Origin of the sequence: Streptomyces sp. CA-146814 (assembly GCF_050942385.1) — a bacterium.
Classification (GTDB): Bacteria; Actinomycetota; Actinomycetes; order Streptomycetales; family Streptomycetaceae; genus Streptomyces.
Genome location: NZ_CP192068.1, coordinates 800,177 through 822,324, shown reverse-complemented (window position 1 = coordinate 822,324; position 22,148 = coordinate 800,177). Strand labels below are relative to the sequence as shown.

Here is a 22,148-nt window from a genome sequence, read left to right as displayed (position 1 = left end):
CCCGCCCCGGCCCCGGAGCCGCGAAAGGGGTGGGGTGCCCGGCCGGCACCCCACCCCCACGGTCCGCGTAGGTCCGTGGCCGGTCAGTCGATCGCCTTGATCAGCTCGCCGTTCGTGGTGTCACCGCTCAGCTCCCAGAAGAACGTGCCTCCCAGACCCTGTTCGTTCTTGTACTCCATCTTGGTGCCGATGGTCTCCGGGGTGTCGTAGCTCCACCAGTCGTTCCCGCAGTGCGCGTACGCCGTACCGGCCACCGTGCCCGAGACGGGGCAGCTGCCCTTGAGGACCTTGTAGTCCTCGATGCCGTCCTCGTACGTGCCCTTCGCCGCGCCGGTCGCGCTGCCGCCCGGCTCGGTCTGGGTGACGCCGGTCCAGCCGCGGCCGTAGAAGCCGATGCCGAGCAGCAGCTTCTCCGACGGGATGCCGAGCGACTTCAGCTTGGAGATCGCCGCGTCGGAGTTGAAGCCCTCCGTCGGGATGCCCGGGTAGGAGGTCAGCGGGGAGTGCGGGGCTGTCGGGCCCTGCGCCGCGAAAGCGCCGAAGAAGTCGTACGTCATCGGCAGGTACCAGTCGAGGTGCTTCGCCGCGCCCGCGTAGTCCACCGCGTCGATCTTGCCGCCGTCGGAGCCGTCCGCGGTGATCGCCGAAGTGATCAGGTTGTCGTTCCCGAAGGACTTGCGCAGCTCGCCGAGCAGTTCGCCGTAGGCGTCCCGGCCGCTCGTGTCACAGGTCAGACCGCAGGCATTGGGGTACTCCCAGTCGATGTCGATGCCGTCGAAGACATCGGCCCACCGCGGGTCCTCCACCAGGTCGTAGCAGGACTTGGCGAACGCGGCCGGGTTCTGCGCGGCCTCACCGAACCCGCCGGACCAGCTCCAGCCGCCGAACGACCAGAGCACCTTGATGTCCGGGTGGAGCTCCTTCAGCTTGCGCAACTGGTTGAAGTTGCCGCGCAGTTCCTGGTCCCAGGTGTCGGCGACCCCGTCGACGGACTCCTCGGCCGTGTAGGCCTTCTCGTAGTCGGCGTAGGAGTCGCCGATCGTGCACGTGCCGTTCTGCACGTTGCCGAAGGCGTAGTTGATGTGGGTGAGCTTCTCCGCCGAACCTGACGTCACGATGTTCTTGACGTGGTAATTGCGGTCGTACGTGCCCCAGTTGGTGAAGTATCCGATCACCTTGTCGCCGGCCGCTGTGGGGGCGGCCTCGGCGGGGGCGGCGGCCGGCCGGGCGGCGGGGGCGGCGCCGGCCGGGGCCATGCCCGCGACGCCGAGCAGGGTGGCGCCGAGCGCCACCGTACAGACGGCCGCGGCGAGCGCCCGGAGCCGGGCGCGGGGACGGTGCGGTGTGAGCATCGTGGCTCCTCGTGGGGGAGGGCTGGTGCATGGGGGTGCGGGTCGAACGCGTGGGGGGTGCGGGTCGAACTCCGGGCCGTACGCGCCCGGTTTGACATGAACGCGGTAGGGCGTTCGTGGGGGAAACCGTAGAAGGACTAGACCAGTTGGGTCAATGGTTCGGACCAATTCACGGATCTTCGTGAGGCGCTCCAGCCCCTTTGACCAGCCCTTCACCCGTGACGGAAGGCATCCGATCGGGCATACTCAACCCGCCACAGCCGCTGACCCGCGCCCCCCCGAGACCCGGGAGGGCAGGATCGGCTGGGCAGTCTGCTTTTTCCCGGCTCCGCTCCGGGAGATCACCCGGCGGCGCCTCTCACACCCCGAGCGCGCGACCGTCGCAACGCCCGACAGGGAGGAGAGCGCCGTCATGTCCGACCGTGCCCCGCAGCCGGTGGAACGCCGTCTGCCCACCGAGGAGTCCCGGCAGCTCGTCGCGCTCGTCCGCGACATCGTGTCCAAGGAGATCGCCCCCCGGGCGGCCGAGGAGGAGGAAGCCGGCCACTTCCCGCGCGAGGTCTTCACCCTCCTCTCCGAATCCGGCCTCCTCGGACTTCCCTACGGCTCCGCCCACGGCGGCGGCGACCAGCCCTACGAGGTCTACCTCCAGGTGCTGGAGGAGCTGGCCGCGGCCCGCCTCACCGTCGGCCTCGGCGTCAGCGTCCACTCCCTGGCCTGCCACGCGCTCGCCGGTTACGGCACCGAGGAGCAGCAGGCCGCGCACCTTCCGGCGATGCTCTCCGGCGGCCTGCTGGGCGCCTACTGCCTCTCCGAGCCCGCCTCCGGCTCCGACGCCGCGTCCCTGCGCACCGAGGCCGTACGCGACGGCGACGACTGGGTCATCACCGGCACCAAGGCGTGGATCACCCACGGCGGCGTCGCCGACTTCTACACCGTCCTCGCCCGCACCGGCGTCGAGGGTCCCCGCGGCATCACGGCCTTCCTCGTCCCCGGCGACGCCGAAGGCCTGAACGCCGCGCTCCCCGAGAAGAAGATGGGGATGAAGGGCTCGCCCACGGCCCAGCTCAACTTCGACGGCGTACGGGTCGGTGACGACCGCCGCATCGGTGAGGAGGGCCAGGGCTTCGCCATCGCGCTCTCCGCGCTCGACTCCGGTCGCCTCGGCATCGCCGCCTGCGCCATCGGGGTCGCCCAGGCGGCCCTGGACGAGGCCGTGCGGTACGCCACCGACCGGCGCCAGTTCGGCCGCCCCATCGCGGACTTCCAGGGGCTGCGCTTCATGCTCGCCGACATGGCCACCCAGATCGAGGCAGGCCGGGCGCTCTACCTGGAGGCGGCACGGCTGCGCGACGCGGGAGAGCCCTTCTCCCGCCAGGCGGCCATGGCGAAGCTCTTCTGCACGGACGCGGCCATGCGCGTGACCACCGACGCCGTCCAGGTGCTCGGCGGCTACGGCTACACGCTGGACTTCTCGGTCGAGCGGCTCATGCGCGAGGCCAAGGTGCTCCAGATCGTGGAAGGCACCAACCAGATCCAGCGCATGGTCATCGCGCGCCACCTGGCGGGCCCGGAGACCCGCTGACCCGCGGGAGGTGTCCGAACGTCCCGCGTGGGCGGAACGGTCAGACACTCCCCGGCGGCCGGTCCGACCAGGCCGGAAGCGCGGCGGCCCGGGTCCACTCCGGGTCGCGGTGGCCCGGCACGGTCCGGCCGCTGCTGCGCCAGTGGAGCAGCAGGGCGCTGTAGACGGGCGGGTCGACGGGGGAGGCCATCGGCGAGTTCCCCGTCGACCGGGGCAGCGGCTGTGGCTGCGGAACCGATTCTTCGAGCGCCGGGGGAGCGAGCCGGCGGCGCCCCGAGCCGACTGGTGAATGCAGCGTCGTCATACGGGGGTCAACGCGCCGGGGCCGGCCGGGTCACTGCCGGCCCGAACCGAGTGCCAGTTCGGCGGGTGCCCGCGAGCACCCGCCCGGGAACGTACCCCTACGGCCGCGAACGGCGGCTCAGGCCGCCTCGCGCCGCATCCGGGGAATCCGCAGCGGCCGGGAGCCAGGGCCGCCCGCGTGGGAGAAGGGCTGCATCCGCCAGTCGAGGCCCTGGGGGAGCGTCAGCAGCAGCGCCGCCTCCTGCTCCTGGGGCTCCAGCGTCTCGTCGGCGGGCCGGGCCTCCGCCGCCGCACGGCCGGTGCCGGAGCAGACGGTGAGAACGAACGGGTTCCACGGGGTGGGGCACCGGGCGTGCTCCGGCAGGACGTCCTCGTCGGCCAGCAGCGCGATCGGCTGGGCGCAGTCCGGGCAGACCACCCGGAACATCTCGAACATGTCGTACACATCGGCGCCGTCGTCCTCGTCGGGATCGACGGGCTCCGGTTCGGTACGTCCGGTGAGCTTGATGCTCTGCATGGGATCTTCCCCCCTCGGGTGGGCCGGCACAGCGCCACGGCCACGACCACAGCAAGCACTTCCCTCCGCTCGCGGCCGATAACCGCCGGAGGCCCCGCTACCGACCCGTAGGTCTGTGGTGTTCGTCACATGCCGCCCGCAGGTGCCGTTCCGTGACCTTGTGCGACTGTGCCGACAGGCGTCCGGGGCCATAGGTTGATCCGCATGGAGGAGCTGGACCGTCAGATCGTGGAGTTGCTCGTCAAGGACGGGCGGATGAGCTACACCGACCTGGGCAAGGCCACGGGCCTGTCCACCTCGGCCGTTCATCAGCGCGTCCGCAGGCTGGAGCAGCGCGGGGTGATCCGCGGCTATGCCGCCGTCGTCGACCCCGAGGCCGTCGGGCTGCCCCTCACCGCGTTCATCTCGGTGAAGCCGTTCGACCCCAGCGCGCCCGACGACATCGCCGAGCGGCTGGCGGGCGTGCCGGAGCTGGAGGCCTGCCACAGCGTCGCCGGGGACGAGAACTACATCCTCAAGGTGCGCGTGGCGACCCCGCTGGAGCTGGAGCACCTGCTGACCCGGATCCGCACGCTGGCCGGCGTCTCGACCCGGACGACCGTCGTCCTCTCCACCCCGTACGAGGCCCGGCCGCCGCGCGTCTGAGGGGGGTGCGGGCTCCACGGTCCGCGGCAGGCGCGAGACTGGTCCCATGACCGAGAGCACCGCCCCTCAGAGCGCCCCCGACCACCGCACCCTGCTGCTGCGCGGTGGAGACGTCCACAGCCCGGCCGACCCGTTCGCCACCGCGATGGTCGTGGAGCGCGGACATATTGCCTGGGTGGGCTCCGAAGGGGCCGCCGACGCCTTCGCGAGCGGCGTCGACGAGGTGGTCGACCTGGAGGGCGCCCTGGTCACTCCGGCGTTCACCGACGCCCATGTGCACACCACCGCCACCGGCCTGGCCCTCACCGGACTGGACCTCTCCGGCGCCCGTACACTCCCCGAAGCCCTCGGCCTCGTCCGTGCGTTCGCGAACCGGCACGGTGTCACCGACGTCCTGCTCGGCCACGGCTGGGACGCCGCGCGGTGGCCCGAACGGCGCCACCCCTCGCGCGCCGAGCTCGACGAGGCGGCCGGCGGCCGTGCCCTCTACCTGCCCCGGATCGACGTGCACTCCGCCGTCGTCACCACCGCCCTGCTGGACCTCGTCCCGGGCGTCACGGCGATGACCGGCTACCACCCCGACGCCCCGCTGACCGGCGACGCCCACCACGCCGTACGCGCCGCCGCGCACAACGCCCTCACCACGGCCCAGCGCACCGCCGCCCAGCGCGCCGCCCTCGACCACGCCGCATCGCTCGGCATCGGCACCCTCCACGAGTGCGGCGGGCCCGAGATCTCCGACGAGGAGGACTTCACCTCGCTCCTGGCCCTCGCCGCCGAACGTCCGGGCCCCCGGGTCTTCGGCCTCTGGGCCGAGGAGATCGCCGACGAGAAGGGCGCCCGCCGCATCCGGGAGCTCGGTGCGATCGGCGCGGCCGGCGACCTCTTCGTCGACGGCTCCCTCGGCTCGCACACCGCCTGCCTGCACGAGCCGTACGCCGACGACCCGCAGACCGGCACCGCCCACCTGGACGCCGCCGCGATCGGCGCCCATGTCACCGCCTGCACCCAGGCGGGCCTCCAGGCGGGCTTCCACGCCATCGGCGACGCGGCCGTCACCGCCGTCGTGGAAGGCGTGCGGGCCGCCGCCGAGACGCTCGGCCTCGCCAGGATCCGCGCCGCCCGCCACCGCGTCGAGCACGCCGAGATGCTCACCCCGGAGACGATCGCCGCCTTCGCCGAACTCGGCCTCACCGCCTCCGTCCAGCCCGCCTTCGACGCCGCCTGGGGCGGCCCGGACGGCATGTACGCCCAGCGCCTCGGCGCGGAGCGGGCCGCCGGCCTGAACCCGTACGCCGCACTCCTGCGCGCCGGAGTCCCGCTCGCCTTCGGCTCCGACAGCCCGGTCACGCCGCTCGACCCGTGGGGCACCGTGCGGGCCGCCGCCCACCACCGCACCCCCGAGCACCGCATCTCCGTCCGGGCCGGCTTCACCGCGCACACCCGGGGCGCCTGGCGGGCCATCGGCCGGGACGACGCCGGGCTTCTGGTGCCCGGTGCACCCGCCGACTACGCCGTCTGGCGGACCGCCGAACTCCTGGTCCAGGCGCCCGACGACCGGGTCGCCCGGTGGTCCACCGACCCCCGCTCCGGCACGCCCGGTCTGCCGGATCTGACCCCCGGTGCCGAACTTCCGGTCTGCCTGCGGACGGTGGTGGCCGGACAGACGGTCCACGTGCGACCGAACGAGTGACGTCGGCGGGTTCCGTACCGCCGATCGATGGCTCGGGCACGCGTTCACGACCTGCGGATCTCGGGCACTGACCAGGCAATTTGGGCAAAAGCCGCAGGTCGCACGGGTGTTGACAGAACGCGCCCACGGGCCGGTAGGTTCGGCCGGGTCCACCACAGGACGTCCGACCGGTGAAACCTCCACGCAGTCGTCGAACGCCGCTGGGTCATGGGGTGGTGTGCCGCACCGGCGCACCACCACTGACAGCCAGGTTCAGCGCCCGCGCCTCGGGGGCGAGGGAAGGTTTCAGCCGGACGGAGGGTGCGACCCGGGTGGGGCCCGGACGTTCAGTAGACAACGGCTTTCGGTCGACCCGCAGCCAGCGGGTCCCAGGTCGGCCCGAAGGGCGCCGGGCCCCGATCCGCAGCTCCGTCCCTGCCGGAGGCCGCGGTTCCGTCCGTGCTTCTGTCCGCAGTTCCGTCCATCTGCCCGGCCTGTGCCACGCGCCTGTACGACCGCGTAGGACCCGGGCGGCGGTGTGCTGGATATGGTGTCCCTCTGTGTACGGACTTTAAGGGGCAGTAGTGAACGACGGCGGTCAGAGGCAGTTCGGCCCGCTCGGCAAGGTCCTCGTGATCATTCCGACCTACAACGAGGTCGAGAACATCAGGCCGATCGTCGACCGGGTGCGCACCGCCGTGCCGGACGCCGACATCCTGGTGGCCGACGACAACAGCCCCGACGGCACGGGAAAGGCGGCCGACGAGATCGCGGCCGCCGACGACCAGGTCCACGTCCTGCACCGCAAGGGCAAGGAAGGGCTCGGCGCCGCCTACCTCGCGGGCTTCACCTGGGGCACCGAGCACGGCTACGGCGTCCTCGTCGAGATGGACGCCGACGGCTCCCACCAGCCGGAGGAACTGCCCCGCCTGCTCACCGCGCTCAAGGGCGCCGACCTCGTCCTCGGCTCCCGCTGGGTGCCCGGCGGCCGGGTCGTCAACTGGCCCAAGAGCCGCGAGGTCATCTCCCGAGGCGGCAGCCTCTACTCCCGCCTCGCCCTCGGCCTCTCCGTCCGCGACGTCACCGGCGGCTACCGGGCCTTCCGCACCGAGACCCTCCAGGGCCTCGGACTCGACGAGGTCGCCTCCCAGGGCTACTGCTTCCAGGTCGACCTGGCCCGCCGCTCGGTCGAGGCCGGCTACCACGTCGTCGAGGTCCCCATCACCTTCGTGGACCGCGAGGTCGGCGACTCCAAGATGAGCCGGGACATCCTCGTCGAGGCGCTCTGGCGGGTAACCGGCTGGGGCATCACCTCCCGCGCCAACAAGGTCCTGGGCCGCAAGAAACCCTGACCCTCCGGTGCGCGTACCGGCCGGTCCATGATCACCCCCTTACGCCGCTTCCACCTCCGTACGGGCACACTGGTGGCATGACGACCGGCACTCCGCCCCCGACCCGTCCCCGGCGCTCACGCGCCCGTAGATTCCTGCCCCTGGCCCTCGCCGCCTGGCTGGTCCTGGAGGTCTGGCTGCTGACCGTGGTCGCCTCGGCCGCGGGCGGTCTCACCGTCCTGCTGCTCCTGGTCGCCGGAGCGGTGCTCGGCACCGTGGTGATCAAGCGCGCCGGACGCCGCGCCTTCAAGAACCTCACCGAGACCCTCCAGCAGATGCCGGGGCAGCCCGGCGCCACCGAGGCCCCGCAGGTGACCGGCGGCAAGGCCTCCCGGGGCAACGGGCTGCTGATGCTCGCCGGACTGCTGCTCCTGATCCCGGGCCTCATCTCGGACGCGGCCGGTCTGCTCCTGCTGGTGCCGCCGGTCCGTACCCTGATCAGCCGCCGGGCGGAGCAGTCCCTGGAGCGCCGGATGCGGGCCGCGTCCCCCGGCAGCCTCTCCGACGCCTTCCAGCAGGCCCGTATGCACCGGCCGGACGGAAAGGTCGTCCAGGGCGAGGTCATCCGCGAGGACGGCACACAGCCCCCTTCCCGGCCCACCGGCCCCGACGACGACCCTCGCGGCCCGCGCCCGCCGCTCACCCCCTGAGACCGGTCGGCCGGCTCCGGACCTGCTGACGCCGGTCGGGCTCACACCGGTCGGGCCGGCGCCGGACATGGCAAGAGCCGCCGGCCGTGACACACGTTCTGTATCACGGCCCGCGGCTCTTGTGCTGTGCTGTTGTCGCGCTCGGTGCGATAGGTACGCGGAGTGCGGTGGTGCATTACGCGGTCAGGCAGACTTCCTGCTGTCCCGCGGGTGCACGGCGATGTTCATGGCTCCGGAGCGCAAAACCGCCAGCCTCTCGGCCAGCACCTCTTCGAGCTCCTCACGCGTGCGCCGCTCCATGAGCATGTCCCAGTGCGTACGCGCAGGCTTGCCCTTCTTCTCCTCGGGGCCATCCCCGTCCACCAGGAGTGCCTGGGCGCCGCACGCCTTGCACTCCCACTCCGGCGGAATCTCCGCCTCCACCGAGAACGGCATCTCGAACCGATGTCCGTTCTGGCATGCGTACTCCACCGCCTGGCGCGGGGCCAGATCGATGCCGCGGTCCGTCTCGTAGCTGGTAACCACAAGTCGCGTGCCGCGAAGAGCTCGCTCACTCATGAATCGTGCCTCCCGGGCTTGTCGCCCACAGGACAAAATGTCGCTGTCGTCGTCATCCGGTCAACGTACGGTCGCTGGCAAAGATTCCCGTCGCCGGTCATGCGTCGCCCGTTCGTGCCGCTGCTTGTCTTGGGTCGAGTACCCACCCTTGCCCGGTTTGTCACCTCTGATGGGCGTTGTCACCCAACGGTTGGGCCGTTTCTACTCGCAGTAACGGTCCTCCGGGCAGGCCAAAGACGTATACTACCGGCCTTTGACTTCAACGTCTAAATCCGTTCCGGTACGGGGTTGCCCGCGGCCGTGATCGCCCGCCGTACCGGCACCCGCGCGAGCAGCACCGCGCCCAGTGCGAAGAACACGATCAGCGAGATGATCGCCTCCCGGTAGCTGCCGGTCAGCTGGTACGCCAGACCGAACACCAGGGGCCCCAGCCAGCTCAGACCCCGGTCGCTCATCTCGTACGCCGAGAAGTACTCCGCTTCCTTGCCGCGCGGCACCAGATGGGAGAAGAGCGAGCGGGACAGCGCCTGGCTGCCGCCCAGGACCAGCCCGATGGCCGCCGCGAGAACGAAGAAGAAGACGGGCGCGTCGGCGGGCAGCAGGTAGGCGGCGATCAGGATCGCGGTCCATACGACCAGCGAGCCCAGGATCGTGCGCTTGGCGCCGTACACCCGGGCCAGCCGGCCCATCCCGAGCGCCCCGGCCACCGCCAGGATCTGCACCAGCAGCACGGCGACGATCAGGGTCGTCTGGTCGAGGCCCAGCTCCTCGGAGCCGTACAGCGAGGCCTGGGAGATCACTGTCTGGATGCCGTCGTTGTAGACCAGGTACGCGAGCAGGAACGACAGCGTCAGCGGATGGCGCCGCATGTCCTTCAGGGTCGCCATCAGCTGCTTCCAACCGGATCCGACCGCGCCCTCGCCGTCCGGTGCCACCCGCCGGTCGCGCAGCCGCCGCAGCGGTACGAGGGTGAACGCGCCCCACCACACACCCGCCGAGGCGAGGCAGATCCGTACCGCGTCGGACTCCGCGAGACCGAAGGACTCGTGGCCCGTGTACAGGATCAGGTTGAGGACGAGCACCAGGGCGCCCGAGGTGTAACCGAAGGCCCAGCCGCGCGAGGAGACCGCGTCGCGCTCCTCGGAGGTGGCGATCTGCGGCAGATAGGCGTTGTACAGGACCATCGACACGGAGATCGACGCGTTCGCCACGATCAGCAGGAACGCGCCCAGCAGATAGCGGTGGCCGTCCAGGAAGAACATCCCGGCGGTCGCCGCGGCACCCGTATAGGCCGCCGCCGCCAGCAGCGGCTTCTTCCGTCCCGTACGGTCCGCCGCCGCGCCCACGATCGGCATCAGGATCACGGCCACCACGATGGAGGCCGATACGGAGTACGCGAACAGTGAGCCCGCGCGCACGGGTATGCCCAGTGGATGCACGAAGCCGTCGGGATCGGCGGCGGCCTTGGCGATCGACGTCAGATAGGGACCGAGGAAGACGGTCAGCACGCTGGTGGAGTAGACGGAACAGGCGAAGTCGTAGAAGTACCAGCCGTGCTGTTCGCGTCTGCGCGCGGCCGCCGACCCGTCGCCCCGCGGCTTTCCGGCCGGATCTGTCGTTCCTGCGGTTCCGGTGCTCAACCCGCGCCCCCTCGGTTCTCGCGTACGGACGCGGACGGGCCCGGCGTCAGGACCAGGCCCCCCGCTCGCTCAGCACCGTGCGCAGCGTCTCGATGTGATCGGTCATGATGCCATCGACCCCGAGGTCCAGGAGGGCCGCCATCCGCTCGGGCTCGTTGACCGTCCAGACGTGCACCTGGAGCCCGAGCGCGTGCGCCGTACGGACGAAACGGGCGTCCACCACCGGGATGCCGCCCTGGCGCTCGGGAACCTGCGCGCAGACCGCGCCCGCGCGCAGCGGCGCCGGGATCCCGTACGAGCGCAGCCGCAGCCCCAGGACGCCGCGCACGCCGTACGAGGTGGCCAGGCGCGGGCCGGCCAGACGGTGCGCCCGGGCCACCCGGGCCTCGGAGAAGGAGCCGACGCAGACCCGGTCCCAGGCGTCGGTCCTGCGGATCAGCTCCAGGAGTGGTCCGAGGGCCGGTTCCGCCTTGATGTCCACGTTCCAGCGGGCCTCCGGGAACTCCTCCAGCAGCTCCTCGAAGAGCGGAAGGGGTTCGGTGCCGCCGACCCTGGCCCGGCGCACCGCGCTCCAGGGCAGCGCGGAGATCCTGCCCCGCGCGTCGGTGACCCGGTCGAGCGTGGCGTCGTGGAAGGCGACGAGGCGGCCGTCCGCCGTGGTGTGGACGTCGGTCTCGAAGTAGCGGTAGCCCGCGGCGGCCGCCCGGCGGAAGGCGGCCGCGGTGTTCTCCACGCCGTCCGCCGCCCCGCCGCGGTGGGCGAAGGCAAGGGGTGTCGCGTGATCAAGATAGGGATGGCGGCTCGATTTCACTGCGGCAGTATGGCCTGCCCGGATGGAGGGGTGGCGACGGGGCCGGATCCGGCGGGAGGCGCGGCGGTGACCGTCGGCGTGGCGGGTGCGGGGAGTTCGAAGAGCCGCAGGAAGAGCTGGGCCAGCGGGCCGATCGCCAGCGCGTACAGGACCGTACCGGCCCCGAGCGAGCCGCCGAGCAGGAAGCCGGTGACGACGACGGCCACCTCGATCGCCGTACGGACCAGCCGGATGGAGCGGCCCGTGGCCCGGTTCAGCCCGGTCATCAGCCCGTCGCGCGGACCCGGGCCGAAGCGGGCCGCTATGTAGAGGCCGGTCGCCACCCCGTTGAGCACGATGGCCAGGGCCATCACCGGGATCCTGGCCCCGAGACCGTCGAGGTCGCCGACCAGGGCGAGCGTGCCGTCCATCGCCAGGCCCACCACGAAGACGTTGGAAACAGTGCCGAGCCCCGGACGCTGCCGGAGCGGGATCCAGAGCAGCAGCACGATCGCGCCGACGATGATCGAGACGACGCCGATCGAGATGCCGGTCAGCTCCGTGAGGCCTTGGTGCAGGACGCCCCACGGCTCCAGACCGAGTTCGGCGCGGACCAGGAGTGCCGAACTCGCCCCGTACAGCGTCAGACCCACGTACAGCTGGACCAGTCGCCGGGTGAGGTGGGTGGTGCCACGGGCGGTGGTGCTGGACACGTGTTGCCCCCTGGTGTGGTGGTGGTGGACTGCTGCGTGTCACTCTGTGGCAGGGGATCGGCCACCAGACATGGCCAATCCGAGGAAGGTGGACTGATTTTCATGGCGCAGTGGACTTCGACCGTCGGGGCGGCCCAGCTCGCCCGGCAGCTCCAGGCCCAGCAGCCCCGGCCCACCGGCCCCGCCGGACGGAAGCCGCCCGCCTACCGCGCGCTCGCCGACGGCGTACGGCTCCTCGTGCTGGAGGGCCGCGTTCCGGTCGCCGCCCGGCTGCCCGCCGAACGCGAACTGGCCCTCGCCCTCGCCGTCAGCCGCACCACCGTCGCCGCCGCCTACGAGGCGCTGCGCGCGGAGGGGTTCCTGGAGTCGCGGCGCGGGGCCGGAAGCTGGACCGCCGTCCCGGCCGGGAACCCGCTGCCCGCCCGGGGCCTGGAACCGCTGCCTCCGGAGTCGCTCGGCTCCATGATCGACCTGGGCTGCGCCTCCCTGCCCGCCCCCGAGCCCTGGCTGACCCGGGCCTTCCAGGGTGCGGTGGAGGAGCTGCCTCCGTACGCCCACACGCACGGCGACTACCCGGCCGGGCTCCCCGCCCTGCGACAGATGATCGCCGACCGCTACACCGCGCTCTCCATCCCGACCATGCCCGAACAGATCATGGTCACCACCGGTGCGATGGGCGCCATCGACGCCATCTGCCACCTCTTCGCGGGCCGCGGCGAACGGATCGCGGTCGAGTCCCCTTCGTACGCCAACATCCTCCAGCTGATGCGCGAGGCGGGCGCCCGGCTCGTCCCGGTCGCGATGGAGGAGGGCATCGGCGGCTGGGACATGAACCGGTGGCGCCAGGTGCTGCGGGACTCGGCGCCCCGGCTCGCCTATGTGGTGGCCGACTTCCACAACCCGACCGGCGCGCTCGCCGACGAGCAGCAGCGGCGGGACCTCGTCGACGCGGCCCGCTCCGCCGGCACGGTCCTGGTCGTCGACGAGACGATGACCGAACTCCGGCTGGACGCCGACATCGCCATGCCCCGCCGGGTCTGCGCCTTCGACCCGGCCGGCAGCACGGTGCTGACCGTCGGCTCGGCCAGCAAGGCGTTCTGGGCCGGGATGCGGATCGGCTGGGTCCGGGCGGCCCCGGACGTCATCCGCTCGCTGGTCTCGGCCCGCGCCTACGCCGACATGGGTACCCCGGTCCTGGAACAGCTCGCCATCAACTGGCTGATGGGCACGGGCGGTTGGGAGCAGGCGGTGGAGATCCGGCGGGACCAGGCGCGCGAGAACCGCGACCAGCTGGTGGCGGCGGTGCGCCGGGAGCTGCCGGACTGGGAGTTCGCGGTGCCGCGCGGCGGGCTGACCCTCTGGGTGCGCACGGGCGGCCTCTCCGGCTCCCGGCTGGCGGTGGCGGGTGAGCGCGTCGGCGTACGGGTGCCTTCGGGGCCGCGGTTCGGGGTGGACGGGGCGTTCGAAGGCTATGTGCGGCTGCCGTTCACGGTGGGCGGCCCGGTCGCGGAGGAGGCGGCGGTACGGCTCGCGGCGGCGGTGGAGCTGGTCCGCTCCGGCGCCGGCGCCGGAGCGGACGCGCCACGGAGCTTCGTGGCCTGAGGGCCGCCCCCCCGGCGGCTCACCCCTCGGCGATCGCCGCCTGCGCCTTGGCCAGCTGCCCGGTCGGTACGGCCTCCACGGCCACCGGCACCTCGGCGGTGTCCGCGACCGGCCCGTCGGGCACGGCGGCCGGCTCCGGCCGCGGCTCCTGCTGCGGCTCCTGCGGAGCGGCGCCCGGCAGCTGCGGCAGTGCGTCGAGCACCGCCTGCCGGTGGGCCTCGCTGGTGGCGTCGTCGTACGGGTCCGGCGTCGCCGGGACCTGGAGGCGCAGCACCGGCCCGGTGCCCAGGCGCGCGTAGCCGCGTCCGGCCGGCACCTCCGGCGGCGGGGTCGTGTTCGGCTCGGCGCCCAGCACGGCGGCGATCTGCTCGCGGGAGGCGGGGCCGAGGACGACGCGGGCCCGGGTGTGGGTCCGTACGGTCTCGGTGAGGGTCTCCACGGCGTCGAACTGGTCGGCCAGGACGACAGTGACCCCGGCCGCCCGCCCGTGCCGCAGCGGCACCTGGAGCAGCTCCTGCGGGTCGGTCCTGCCGTCGGCGGCGGCGAGGTGGCCGAGCACGCCGGGACGGTCCAGCAGGATCCAGAGCGGCCGCTTGATGTCCTCGGGGACCGGGTGGCCTCCCTGCCGGGCCCGGTTGGCGAAGATCAGCCGCCGCTCCGTCTCGTGCGCGGCCCATTCCAGAGTGGCCAGCGCCCCGCTCAGGCCGGACTCCACGGCGAGGACGCCGGTGCGGCCGATGAGGGCGCCGTACTCACCCGTCCCGCTGCCGTCGACCACGAGGACGTCGCCCTGCTGGAGGGCCTGGAGCGCGATGGAGCGGACCAGCGTGGTGGTGCCGCTGCCGGGCTGGCCGACGGCCAGCAGATGGGGTTCGGTGGAGCGGTTGCCGGTCCGCCAGACGACGGGCCAGGCATCCGCGGTCATGTCGCCGTCGCGCACCGGCACCGTACGGCGTACGGCCTCGGGGTCGGTGAAGCCGAGGACCGTCTCGCCGGGCGCGGTGACGAAGCGCTGGGCGGCGATCGAGGTCGGCAGCGGGTCCAGCACGGTCATGACGAGGCGGTTGGCCTCCTCGTTCCAGGCGAAGTGGTACTCACGGCCGCGGCCCGACTTGGTGTGCAGCAGCTGCTCGATCCGGGACCGCGCGGCGGCCTCGCCGTCGGTGAAGTACGCCGGATAGGAGACCTGGAGGCGCGTGAGGCGCCCGTCGCCGTCGAAGGCGTACTCCGCGAACGCCTTCTCCCAGTCGCCGCCGTGGGCGAAGAGCGGGTCGGGGTCCTCGGGGACCGAGAAGTACGGCACGAGCGCCTCGTAGAGGGCGCGCAGACGGGTGGACTCCGCCTCGTCCGGGCCGGTCTTCACGGGGGTCCGCTCCCGCCCCTTCCACGCGGCGGCGCCCATCACCGTGATCAGGGCCAGGATCGGCCCGTACGGCACGAGCGCCACGGCGAGCACGCAGGCCGCGGCCAGGAACAGCTTGGGACCACGCCGTTCCTTGGGTGTCGCGGCCCACTTCTGCCGGCCGGAGACGGCCAGCAGCCGCAGACCACGCAGAATCGTGATCAGCGGATGGAGCACATCGGTGGCACTGTCGGCGGCCGTGCGCGCGATCTCTCTGCTGCGAGTGATCGAAGCGCTGCCGCTGCTCAGAATGCGGGGGAGTGGTCGCCGGGCCACAGCTGTCTCCTGAAGGGGTGGGAGCGGTTGCGGAGCGTCAGAACTTGATCCCGCCCAGCAGGCCGGCGAGGCTCGCCCCGCCTGCCGTGATGCTCGGCGCGATCGCGGTGCCGGCCAGGTAGAAGCCGAACAGCGCGCAGACGATGGCGTGGGACGCCTTGAGCCCGTCCTTCTTGAAGAACAGGAAGACGACGATGGCGAGCAGTACCACGCCCGAGATGGAAAGGATCATGAGCGGATCTCCTGGTTGAGGGGACAGTCACCATGAGTCCTTCCAGGATCACGCGAAGTATCTATACGATAAAAGGTGCAATCGAGTGAATGAAACGCATTTTCACTTGACTGGCGGAGGTGAACCCGTGGTCCGCGCGCGGTCATGCGGAGTCCGTGCCGGGCAGGAGCCGTCCAAGGTGATCTTTTGCCGTATCCGGGCCCGGTCATGTCCGTCCCCGAGCAGTACCCTGTCGATTCACTCGTACGGCCCCGTGCCGTACACCACCCGGTCAACCGCGGCGGCGAGAGCCGCCGCGCGGTCAAGGAAGGCGGCCCGCGCGATGAGCGAGACTCCCGATCCCGAGGTGGTCGAGCTGGCGACCAAGGTCTTCGACCTGGCCCGCACCGGCGAGACCGAGGCGCTCGCCGCGTACGTCGACGCCGGCGTCCCCGCCAACCTCACCAACGACCGGGGCGACTCGCTGCTGATGCTCGCCGCCTACCACGGGCACGCCGAGGCGGTCGCCGCGCTCGTCGCCCGCGGCGCCGACCCGGACCGGGCCAACGACCGCGGCCAGACGCCACTGGCCGGAGCCGTCTTCAAGGGCGAGGACGGTGTCATCGACGCCCTGCTCGCCGCCGGTGCCGACCCCGCCGCCGGAACACCGTCCGCGCGGGACACGGCCCGGATGTTCGGCAAGGCCGACCTGCTGGAACGCTTCGGTGCCCGCTGAGGGGGCGGCGGACGTGTCCGCCGATGGGTCCGCTGACCGGTCCGTCGTAAATGTGGTCGCGGTGGCGAAATGGCTGGGTCATCATGACGTCGCGGGTCCATTTCGGGCCACCGACGAGAGGCAGAGGAAGATGGTCTACACCAAGCACCGGACGGCGATCGGCCGATCATGTCGCTGCGCGGCGTAGGGATGTCCGCTGGACATCCCGCCGTGCCCATGGGGTACGGAGCACTGCACACAAACCCGGTTGTGTCGACAGCTTGATGTGAGGCTTTCTCCCATGTTCGATCCGTTCATAGCGCCGAGCGGCACCCTGCTCGGCCTGTTGCAGAGGGGCCGCGGCGACGGCACGCTCCACGCGCTCGCCGCCTCGCGCCCCGAGGCCCTCGCGGCCCTCAACCACTGCGTCGTGAGCGACCCCCGTCACGACTGGCAGGTGGAGAACCGCTCCCTCTACTACGCCCGCCTGTACCTGGATCTCGACGGCGGCATCGAAGAGATCGAGCGCCACCTCGGTGACCCCGACGACCACACGGACACCGACGACTCCCGTACCGGCCTCGCGCTCTCCGTCCTCGGCCACCTCGCCTCCTACGGGCGCGACGACGCCCTGGCGCTGCTCCGCCGCTACGCCGCCACCGGCGCCAACTGGGCCTGGGCCCTGGACGAGCTGGCCCTGCGCGACGACGACGCGGGCCTGCGTTCACTCGCCCTGCCCGTCCTGGGCCGCTTTCCGGCCACCAAGGAAGGCACCGCCGAGCTGGCCGCCGCCGTCCGCGACTCCTTCGAGCCGCGGCCCTGGCGGCTCTGGGCCGACGACCCGCGCGAAGCGGTCGGCGCCCGGGTGCGGGCCGCCACCGAACAGGGCTCGTTCGACCGCTGGCAGCGCCAGATGCGCCCCGGCGGCCCACGTCCCGGCTGGAGCGTCCAGGCCGTCTTCGACTGGGCCCAGCAGGCCCTGGAGCGCGGCAGCGAACTGCACGTCCCCGCGGCCCGCTGCCTCTCCGCCGTCGCCGGACCCGAGGACCGTCCCCAGATCCTTGAAGCCGCCCGCGACGGCTCCGAAGGCGCCCGCTGCGCCGCCCTGCACCACCTGGCCGAGGCGGCCGACCCCGCCGTCCTCGACCTCATCGAGAACGCCGCCCTCAGCCCCGCCCGGACGGTCGCCGACGCCGCTGTCGCCGCCTTCGAGCGGATGGCCGGCGACGACGCCGTGGAACGCGCCCGCCGCTGGGCCAGGCGCCCCGACGCCCTCGGCGCCTCCGCCGCCGGGATCCTCGCCTGCCGCGGTACCGCCCAGGACGCTCCCCAAGTCCTCGGCGCGCTGCGGGAGGCCGTACGCGGCGACGGACCCGACGCACCACGGCTCTGGACCCTGGTCGACGGCGCCGGCCGCCTCGGCATCGCCTGCGCCGCACCCGTACTGCGCCACGTCTACCGCGAGACCTCCTCCTCGCATCTGCGCGGCCGGGCCGCCCGGGCCCTCGCCGCCACCGACCCCACCTTCGCCACCGGCTTCGCGGTGGAGTGCCTCTGGGACTGCGAGGAGACCACCCGCGAGGTGGCCGCGCTGCACGCCGAGACCGGAGACATCCGCGTCGCCGAACGGCTGCGCCGCCTCGCCGCCGACCCGGCCGAGGAGGCCGAGGTGCAGACGGCGGTCCGCAGCCGGATCGGCCCGGACGCACCGGCGCTCTGACCGCGCGACAGGCGTAGGAGGGGGCGTTGTCAGACCCTCCTCCTACGCTTCTCACCATGGACATCGACACGTGGTGGGGGCTCGTCGGACGGGCACGTGAGGCGGCCGGGGACCGGGCGGACGACCGGGACCCGCCCGACGACCCGCTGCCCGGCGCACTGACCGACGTGCTCGCGGCCCTGGAGCCCGCGCGGATCGTCGACTTCGCCGTGACGGCGTACGAGGTGACCGGCTCGGCCTACCGGTGGCCCTTGTGGAACGCGGCGTACCTCGTCGAAGGCGGCTGCGGTGACGACGGGTTCATGGACTTCCGCGACGGGCTCGTCCTGCTAGGGCGCGAGGTCTTCACCCGGGCGGTGGCCGACCCCGACTCGCTGGCCGGGCTGCCCGTCGTGGTCCGGATGAGCCGCGAGGAGAGCGGCTGGATCGGCTACGAGTCGCTGACCGGGCCGGTGAAGGCGGCGTACGAGCGGGCCGGAGGCGCGGCCGACGGCTTCTACGCGGCCGTCGAGGCGGCCGACCGGGGCCGCATACGGACCGGGGAGCCGGCCGGCGAGCACTGGGACGCCGAGGACGCCGACCTCGCCCGTCGCCACCTGCCACGCCTGGCGGCGCTCTTCCTGGACTGAGCGCGAGCCTTCTGCCCCAGCGGTGCGGTCTTCTGCCCCTGCGTGCAGCCCTCTGGCCCTGCGGGTCGGCACCCGCCGGAACAGAATGGCGCCATGACCGGACGCTGGGAGTTCTGGATCGACCGGGGCGGCACCTTCACCGACGTGGTGGGCCGCCGTCCCGACGGCCGGCTGGTGACCCGCAAGCTCCTCTCGCACGACCCCGGACGCTACGACGACGCGGCCGTGGCCGGAATCCGCCTGCTCCTCGGCCTCCGCGACGGTGAGCCCGTGCCCGCCGACCGGGTCGCCGCCGTCCGCATGGGCACCACCGTGGCCACCAACGCCCTGCTTGAGCGGCGCGGCGAGCCGACCGTCCTCCTCGTCACCGAAGGCTTCCGGGACGCGCTGCGGATCGCGTACCAGAACCGCCCCCGCCTCTTCGACCGCCACATCGTCCTCCCGGAGGCCGTCCACGAGCACGTGATCGAGGTCCCCGAACGTATCGACGCCGAAGGACACACCGTACGGGCGCTGGAACTCGATGCCGTACGCGAGCGGTTGCGCGCCGCCCACGCCGACGGGCTGCGCAGCGCCGCCGTCGTCCTGATGCACGGCTACCGCCACCCCGACCACGAACGGGCCGTCGCCGAGGCGGCCCGCGAGGCCGGATTCACCCAGGTCAGCACCTCCCACGAGGTCAGCCCGCTGATCAGGCTCGTCCCGCGCGGCGACACCACCGTCGTCGACGCCTACCTCTCACCGGTACTGCGCCGGTACGTCGACGAGGTCGCCGCCCGCCTCGAAGGCATCCGGCTCCTGTTCATGCAGTCCAACGGCGGACTGCGCGAGGCCGCCGCGTTCCGGGGCAAGGACGCGGTTCTCTCCGGCCCGGCCGGCGGCGTCGTCGGCATGGTCGGTACATCGCGGCAGGCCGGACACGACCAGGTCATCGGCTTCGACATGGGCGGCACCTCCACCGACGTGTCCCACTACGCCGGAGAGTTCGAGCGGGAGCTGGGCACCCAGGTCGCCGGGGTGCGGATGCGCGCCCCGATGATGAGCATCCACACGGTGGCGGCCGGCGGCGGCTCCCTGCTCCACTTCGACGGCCGCCGCTACCGGGTCGGCCCCGACTCGGCGGGCGCCGAACCCGGCCCCGCCTGCTACCGCCGGGGCGGCCCGCTCACCGTCACCGACGCCAACGTCATGCTCGGCCGCATCCAGCCCGGCCACTTCCCCGCCGTCTTCGGCCCCGACGGCGACCAGCCGCTCGACGCCGGCCTCGTACGGGAACGGTTCGCGGAGCTCGCCGACGAGATCGGCCGCGCCACCGGGGACCGGCCGGCCGAGGCCGACGTGGCGGCGGGCTTCCTGGAGATCGCCGTCCTCAACATGGCCAACGCCGTGAAGAAGATCTCCGTGCAGCGCGGCCACGACATCACCCGCTACGCCCTCACCGGCTTCGGCGGCGCGGGCGGCCAGCACGTCTGCGCCGTCGCCGACGCGCTGTCCATCGACACCGTCCTCGTACCACCGCTCGCCGGAGTGCTCTCCGCGTACGGCATCGGCCTGGCCGACGCGACCGCCATGCGCGAGCAGTCCGTGGAGGCGGAGCTGGACGAGTCCGTACGGGAACGGGTCGAGCGGCTCTGCGTGGAGCTGGCCGACCGTACGCGGGACGATCTGCGCGCCGACGGAGTGCCCGATTCCGCCATCAGCACGCGGGCCCGGATCCTGCTCCGGTACGCGGGGACGGACGCGGCGCTCCCCGTGGCCCTGGACACGGCAGGGGCCATGGCCGAGGAGTTCACCGCCGCCCACCGCACCCGGTTCGGCTTCACCATGGACAAGCCGATCGTGGTCGAGACCGCCTCCGTCGAGGCCACGGGGACGACCGGGGACGACGGATCCCGCACTCCTGACCCCGCACCCCGCGACGGCGCACTCGAACCGCGCGACACCGTCCTGATGCACGCCGAGGGCCGGGAACAGCAGACGCCCTTGTACCGCCGCGAGGACCTCCGCCCCACCGACACCGTCACCGGACCCGCCGTCGTCGCGGAGGACGACGCCACCACCGTCGTCGACCCCGGCTGGCAGGCGTCGGGCAGCACCACCGGCCACCTGGTGCTCACCCGGGCCCGGCCCCGGCCGGGGAGGACGGCCGTCGGCACCCGGGTGGACCCGGTGATGCTGGAGGTCTTCAACAGCCTCTTCATGTCGATCGCCGAGCAGATGGGCGTCCGCCTGGAGAACACCGCCCACTCCGTCAACATCAAGGAGCGCCTCGACTTCTCCTGCGCCCTCTTCGACGCCGACGGCAACCTGATCGCCAACGCCCCGCACATCCCGGTGCACCTGGGCTCCATGGGCGAGTCCATCAAGGAGGTGCTCCGGCGCAACGAGGGCACTCTGCGCGCCGGAGACGTGTACGCCATCAACGACCCGTACCACGGCGGCACGCACCTGCCCGATGTCACCGTGGTGACGCCCGTGTTCGACGAGGACGAGCTGCGGTTCCTGGTCGCCTCGCGCGGCCACCACGCCGAGATCGGCGGCACCACCCCCGGCTCCATGCCCGCCTTCAGCCGTACGATCCAGGAGGAGGGCGTGCTCTTCGACAACTGGCTCCTGGTCCGCGACGGCCACCTCCGCGAGGCCGAGACCCGCGACCTGCTCGCCTCCGCCCCGTACCCCTCCCGCTCACCGGACACCAACCTCGCCGACCTCCGTGCGCAGATCGCCGCCAACGAGAAGGGCATCGCGGAACTCCGCCGCATGACCGACCAGTTCGGGACGGATGTCGTGACGGCCTATATGGGGCACGTCCAGGACAACGCGGAGGAGTCCGTACGGCGGATCGTGGCCGGGCTCCAGGACGGCGGCTTCCGCTACGAGACCGACGGCGGGGCCGTGATCCAGGTGGCGCTCACCGTCGACCGGGAGACCCGGAGCGCGGTGATCGACTTCACCGGCACCTCCGAGCAGCAGCCCGGCAACACCAACGCACCCCGCTCGGTGGTGATGGCGGCCGTCCTGTACGTCTTCCGCACCCTCGTGGGGGAGGACATCCCGCTCAACAGCGGCTGTGTGAAGCCGCTGGACGTGCGGATTCCGGCCGGTTCGATGCTCGACCCGGCATACCCGGCGGCGACCGTCGCGGGCAATGTGGAGACCTCGCAGGCCGTCACCGGAGCCCTGTACGGAGCGCTCGGCGGCCAGGCCGAGGGATCCGGCACCATGAACAACCTCACCTTCGGCAACGACCGCGTCCAGTACTACGAGACGGTCGCCAGCGGCTCCGGGGCGGGCGACGGCTTCGACGGCACCGACGCCGTGCAGACCCATATGACCAACTCCCGGCTCACCGACCCCGAGATCCTGGAGTGGCGGCTGCCCGTACTCCTGGAGAGCTTCGCGGTGCGCGAAGGCAGCGGAGGCGCGGGGCGGTGGCACGGCGGCGGAGGCGTGGAGCGCCGGATCCGCTTCCTGGAGCCGGTCACGGTGGCGCTGCTCTCCGGGCACCGCCGGATTCCGCCGTACGGGGCGGAGGGCGGGGAGCCCGGCGCGCTCGGGGAGCAGCACATCGAGCGGGCGGACGGTGGCGTGGACCGGCTGGAGGGGTGCGACACCGCCGAACTGGAGGCCGGTGACGTGCTGGTGGTGCGGACGCCGGGCGGTGGGGGATACGGGCCGTCGGGGGCGTGACCGGGGGCGCGGGGGGCTGCCCGGAAGCCGTGGCGCGGCCGCCTGCCGCCGGTCGCATAAACGCCGTTTCGACCGTTGTCAGTGCGA

At 72.4% G+C, this 22,148-nt stretch carries 19 protein-coding genes; 10 read left to right on the top strand and 9 right to left on the bottom strand.

Annotated features, from left to right (window positions below):
* Positions 1 to 83: 83 nt before the first annotated feature.
* A complete protein-coding gene (locus tag ACQP09_RS03540) occupies positions 84 to 1,352 on the bottom strand; it encodes a glycoside hydrolase family 18 protein (protein ID WP_433395911.1) in 1,269 nt (422 codons plus the stop codon).
* Positions 1,353 to 1,764: 412 nt separating this feature from the next.
* Here ACQP09_RS03540 and ACQP09_RS03535 point away from each other — a divergent pair, with 412 nt between their 5' ends.
* Positions 1,765 to 2,937 carry an acyl-CoA dehydrogenase family protein gene (locus ACQP09_RS03535; protein ID WP_433395909.1) on the top strand — a complete coding sequence of 391 codons (1,173 nt, stop codon included), beginning with the start codon at positions 1,765 to 1,767 and terminating at the stop codon, positions 2,935 to 2,937.
* A gap of 40 nt (positions 2,938 to 2,977) precedes the next feature.
* Here the strand turns inward: ACQP09_RS03535 and ACQP09_RS03530 are convergent, their stop codons facing one another.
* The gene (locus tag ACQP09_RS03530) at positions 2,978 to 3,127 is read right to left on the bottom strand and encodes a hypothetical protein (protein WP_433395908.1); all 150 of its coding nucleotides are present in this window, start codon (positions 3,125 to 3,127) and stop codon (positions 2,978 to 2,980) included.
* Positions 3,128 to 3,358: 231 nt separating this feature from the next.
* Positions 3,359 to 3,757, bottom strand: a complete 399-nt coding sequence (locus ACQP09_RS03525; protein ID WP_433395906.1) for a hypothetical protein — start codon at positions 3,755 to 3,757, stop codon at positions 3,359 to 3,361.
* A gap of 204 nt (positions 3,758 to 3,961) precedes the next feature.
* On the opposite strand from ACQP09_RS03525, the gene ACQP09_RS03520 reads away from it, so the two are divergent.
* The 4 genes from ACQP09_RS03520 (at position 3,962) to fxsA (ending at position 8,115) form a co-directional block, all read left to right on the top strand.
* Positions 3,962 to 4,402 carry an Lrp/AsnC family transcriptional regulator gene (locus ACQP09_RS03520; protein WP_015607305.1) on the top strand — a complete coding sequence of 147 codons (441 nt, stop codon included), beginning with the start codon at positions 3,962 to 3,964 and terminating at the stop codon, positions 4,400 to 4,402.
* Between the two features lie 46 nt (positions 4,403 to 4,448).
* A complete protein-coding gene (locus ACQP09_RS03515; protein ID WP_433395904.1) occupies positions 4,449 to 6,095 on the top strand; it encodes an amidohydrolase in 1,647 nt (548 codons plus the stop codon).
* 563 nt (positions 6,096 to 6,658) lie between these two features.
* Positions 6,659 to 7,426 carry a polyprenol monophosphomannose synthase gene (locus ACQP09_RS03510; protein WP_433395902.1) on the top strand — a complete coding sequence of 256 codons (768 nt, stop codon included), beginning with the start codon at positions 6,659 to 6,661 and terminating at the stop codon, positions 7,424 to 7,426.
* Between the two features lie 77 nt (positions 7,427 to 7,503).
* Positions 7,504 to 8,115 (top strand): FxsA family membrane protein, encoded by a 612-nt coding sequence (gene fxsA, locus ACQP09_RS03505; RefSeq protein ID WP_433395900.1) that lies wholly within the window; start codon positions 7,504 to 7,506, stop codon positions 8,113 to 8,115.
* A 183-nt stretch (positions 8,116 to 8,298) separates the two neighbouring features.
* Here the strand turns inward: fxsA and ACQP09_RS03500 are convergent, their stop codons facing one another.
* The 4 genes from ACQP09_RS03500 to ACQP09_RS03485 all read right to left on the bottom strand — a co-directional run bounded on the left by ACQP09_RS03500 (position 8,299) and on the right by ACQP09_RS03485 (position 11,816).
* A complete protein-coding gene (locus ACQP09_RS03500; protein WP_003959706.1) occupies positions 8,299 to 8,673 on the bottom strand; it encodes an RNA polymerase-binding protein RbpA in 375 nt (124 codons plus the stop codon).
* Positions 8,674 to 8,939: 266 nt separating this feature from the next.
* The gene (locus ACQP09_RS03495; RefSeq protein WP_433395897.1) at positions 8,940 to 10,313 is read right to left on the bottom strand and encodes an MFS transporter; all 1,374 of its coding nucleotides are present in this window, start codon (positions 10,311 to 10,313) and stop codon (positions 8,940 to 8,942) included.
* A 46-nt stretch (positions 10,314 to 10,359) separates the two neighbouring features.
* Positions 10,360 to 11,124: a glycerophosphodiester phosphodiesterase gene (locus ACQP09_RS03490; protein ID WP_433395896.1), complete on the bottom strand. Its 765-nt coding sequence runs from the start codon at positions 11,122 to 11,124 to the stop codon at positions 10,360 to 10,362.
* On the bottom strand, positions 11,121 to 11,816 hold the full coding sequence (locus tag ACQP09_RS03485; protein WP_433395894.1) for a YczE/YyaS/YitT family protein: 696 nt from the start codon (positions 11,814 to 11,816) through the stop codon (positions 11,121 to 11,123). Before ACQP09_RS03485 ends, ACQP09_RS03490 begins: the two co-directional genes overlap by 4 nt.
* A gap of 102 nt (positions 11,817 to 11,918) precedes the next feature.
* On the opposite strand from ACQP09_RS03485, the gene ACQP09_RS03480 reads away from it, so the two are divergent.
* Positions 11,919 to 13,418 (top strand): PLP-dependent aminotransferase family protein, encoded by a 1,500-nt coding sequence (locus ACQP09_RS03480; protein ID WP_432152497.1) that lies wholly within the window; start codon positions 11,919 to 11,921, stop codon positions 13,416 to 13,418.
* A 19-nt stretch (positions 13,419 to 13,437) separates the two neighbouring features.
* Here the strand turns inward: ACQP09_RS03480 and ACQP09_RS03475 are convergent, their stop codons facing one another.
* Positions 13,438 to 15,096, bottom strand: coding sequence for a hypothetical protein (locus ACQP09_RS03475; protein WP_433395892.1), 1,659 nt, complete (start codon positions 15,094 to 15,096; stop codon positions 13,438 to 13,440).
* 37 nt (positions 15,097 to 15,133) lie between these two features.
* Positions 15,134 to 15,328, bottom strand: coding sequence for a hypothetical protein (locus ACQP09_RS03470; protein WP_003970432.1), 195 nt, complete (start codon positions 15,326 to 15,328; stop codon positions 15,134 to 15,136).
* A gap of 322 nt (positions 15,329 to 15,650) precedes the next feature.
* Here ACQP09_RS03470 and ACQP09_RS03465 point away from each other — a divergent pair, with 322 nt between their 5' ends.
* From ACQP09_RS03465 to ACQP09_RS03450, 4 genes are all read left to right on the top strand, one after another.
* Entirely contained in the window at positions 15,651 to 16,043 is a 393-nt protein-coding gene (locus ACQP09_RS03465) for an ankyrin repeat domain-containing protein (RefSeq protein ID WP_433395890.1), read from the top strand.
* Positions 16,044 to 16,323: 280 nt separating this feature from the next.
* Positions 16,324 to 17,742 carry a HEAT repeat domain-containing protein gene (locus ACQP09_RS03460; RefSeq protein ID WP_433395888.1) on the top strand — a complete coding sequence of 473 codons (1,419 nt, stop codon included), beginning with the start codon at positions 16,324 to 16,326 and terminating at the stop codon, positions 17,740 to 17,742.
* Positions 17,743 to 17,798: 56 nt separating this feature from the next.
* On the top strand, positions 17,799 to 18,371 hold the full coding sequence (locus tag ACQP09_RS03455) for a DUF4240 domain-containing protein (protein ID WP_433395886.1): 573 nt from the start codon (positions 17,799 to 17,801) through the stop codon (positions 18,369 to 18,371).
* 93 nt (positions 18,372 to 18,464) lie between these two features.
* Positions 18,465 to 22,061 (top strand): hydantoinase B/oxoprolinase family protein, encoded by a 3,597-nt coding sequence (locus ACQP09_RS03450; RefSeq protein WP_433395884.1) that lies wholly within the window; start codon positions 18,465 to 18,467, stop codon positions 22,059 to 22,061.
* Positions 22,062 to 22,148 lie beyond the last annotated feature (87 nt).

Excerpts from the sequence above, each read along its gene's own strand:
- ACQP09_RS03540 (WP_433395911.1), bottom strand. The coding sequence starts at position 1,352 with ATGCTCACACCGCACCGTCCCCGCGCCCGGCTCCGGGCGCTCGCCGCG.
- ACQP09_RS03535 (WP_433395909.1), top strand. The coding sequence starts at position 1,765 with ATGTCCGACCGTGCCCCGCAGCCGGTGGAACGCCGTCTGCCCACCGAG.
- ACQP09_RS03530 (WP_433395908.1), bottom strand. The coding sequence starts at position 3,127 with ATGGCCTCCCCCGTCGACCCGCCCGTCTACAGCGCCCTGCTGCTCCAC.
- ACQP09_RS03525 (WP_433395906.1), bottom strand. The coding sequence starts at position 3,757 with ATGCAGAGCATCAAGCTCACCGGACGTACCGAACCGGAGCCCGTCGAT.
- ACQP09_RS03520 (WP_015607305.1), top strand. The coding sequence starts at position 3,962 with ATGGAGGAGCTGGACCGTCAGATCGTGGAGTTGCTCGTCAAGGACGGG.
- ACQP09_RS03515 (WP_433395904.1), top strand. The coding sequence starts at position 4,449 with ATGACCGAGAGCACCGCCCCTCAGAGCGCCCCCGACCACCGCACCCTG.
- fxsA (WP_433395900.1), top strand. The coding sequence starts at position 7,504 with ATGACGACCGGCACTCCGCCCCCGACCCGTCCCCGGCGCTCACGCGCC.
- ACQP09_RS03500 (WP_003959706.1), bottom strand. The coding sequence starts at position 8,673 with ATGAGTGAGCGAGCTCTTCGCGGCACGCGACTTGTGGTTACCAGCTAC.
- ACQP09_RS03480 (WP_432152497.1), top strand. The coding sequence starts at position 11,919 with ATGGCGCAGTGGACTTCGACCGTCGGGGCGGCCCAGCTCGCCCGGCAG.
- ACQP09_RS03470 (WP_003970432.1), bottom strand. The coding sequence starts at position 15,328 with ATGATCCTTTCCATCTCGGGCGTGGTACTGCTCGCCATCGTCGTCTTC.
- ACQP09_RS03465 (WP_433395890.1), top strand. The coding sequence starts at position 15,651 with ATGAGCGAGACTCCCGATCCCGAGGTGGTCGAGCTGGCGACCAAGGTC.
- ACQP09_RS03460 (WP_433395888.1), top strand. The coding sequence starts at position 16,324 with ATGTTCGATCCGTTCATAGCGCCGAGCGGCACCCTGCTCGGCCTGTTG.
- ACQP09_RS03455 (WP_433395886.1), top strand. The coding sequence starts at position 17,799 with ATGGACATCGACACGTGGTGGGGGCTCGTCGGACGGGCACGTGAGGCG.
- ACQP09_RS03450 (WP_433395884.1), top strand. The coding sequence starts at position 18,465 with ATGACCGGACGCTGGGAGTTCTGGATCGACCGGGGCGGCACCTTCACC.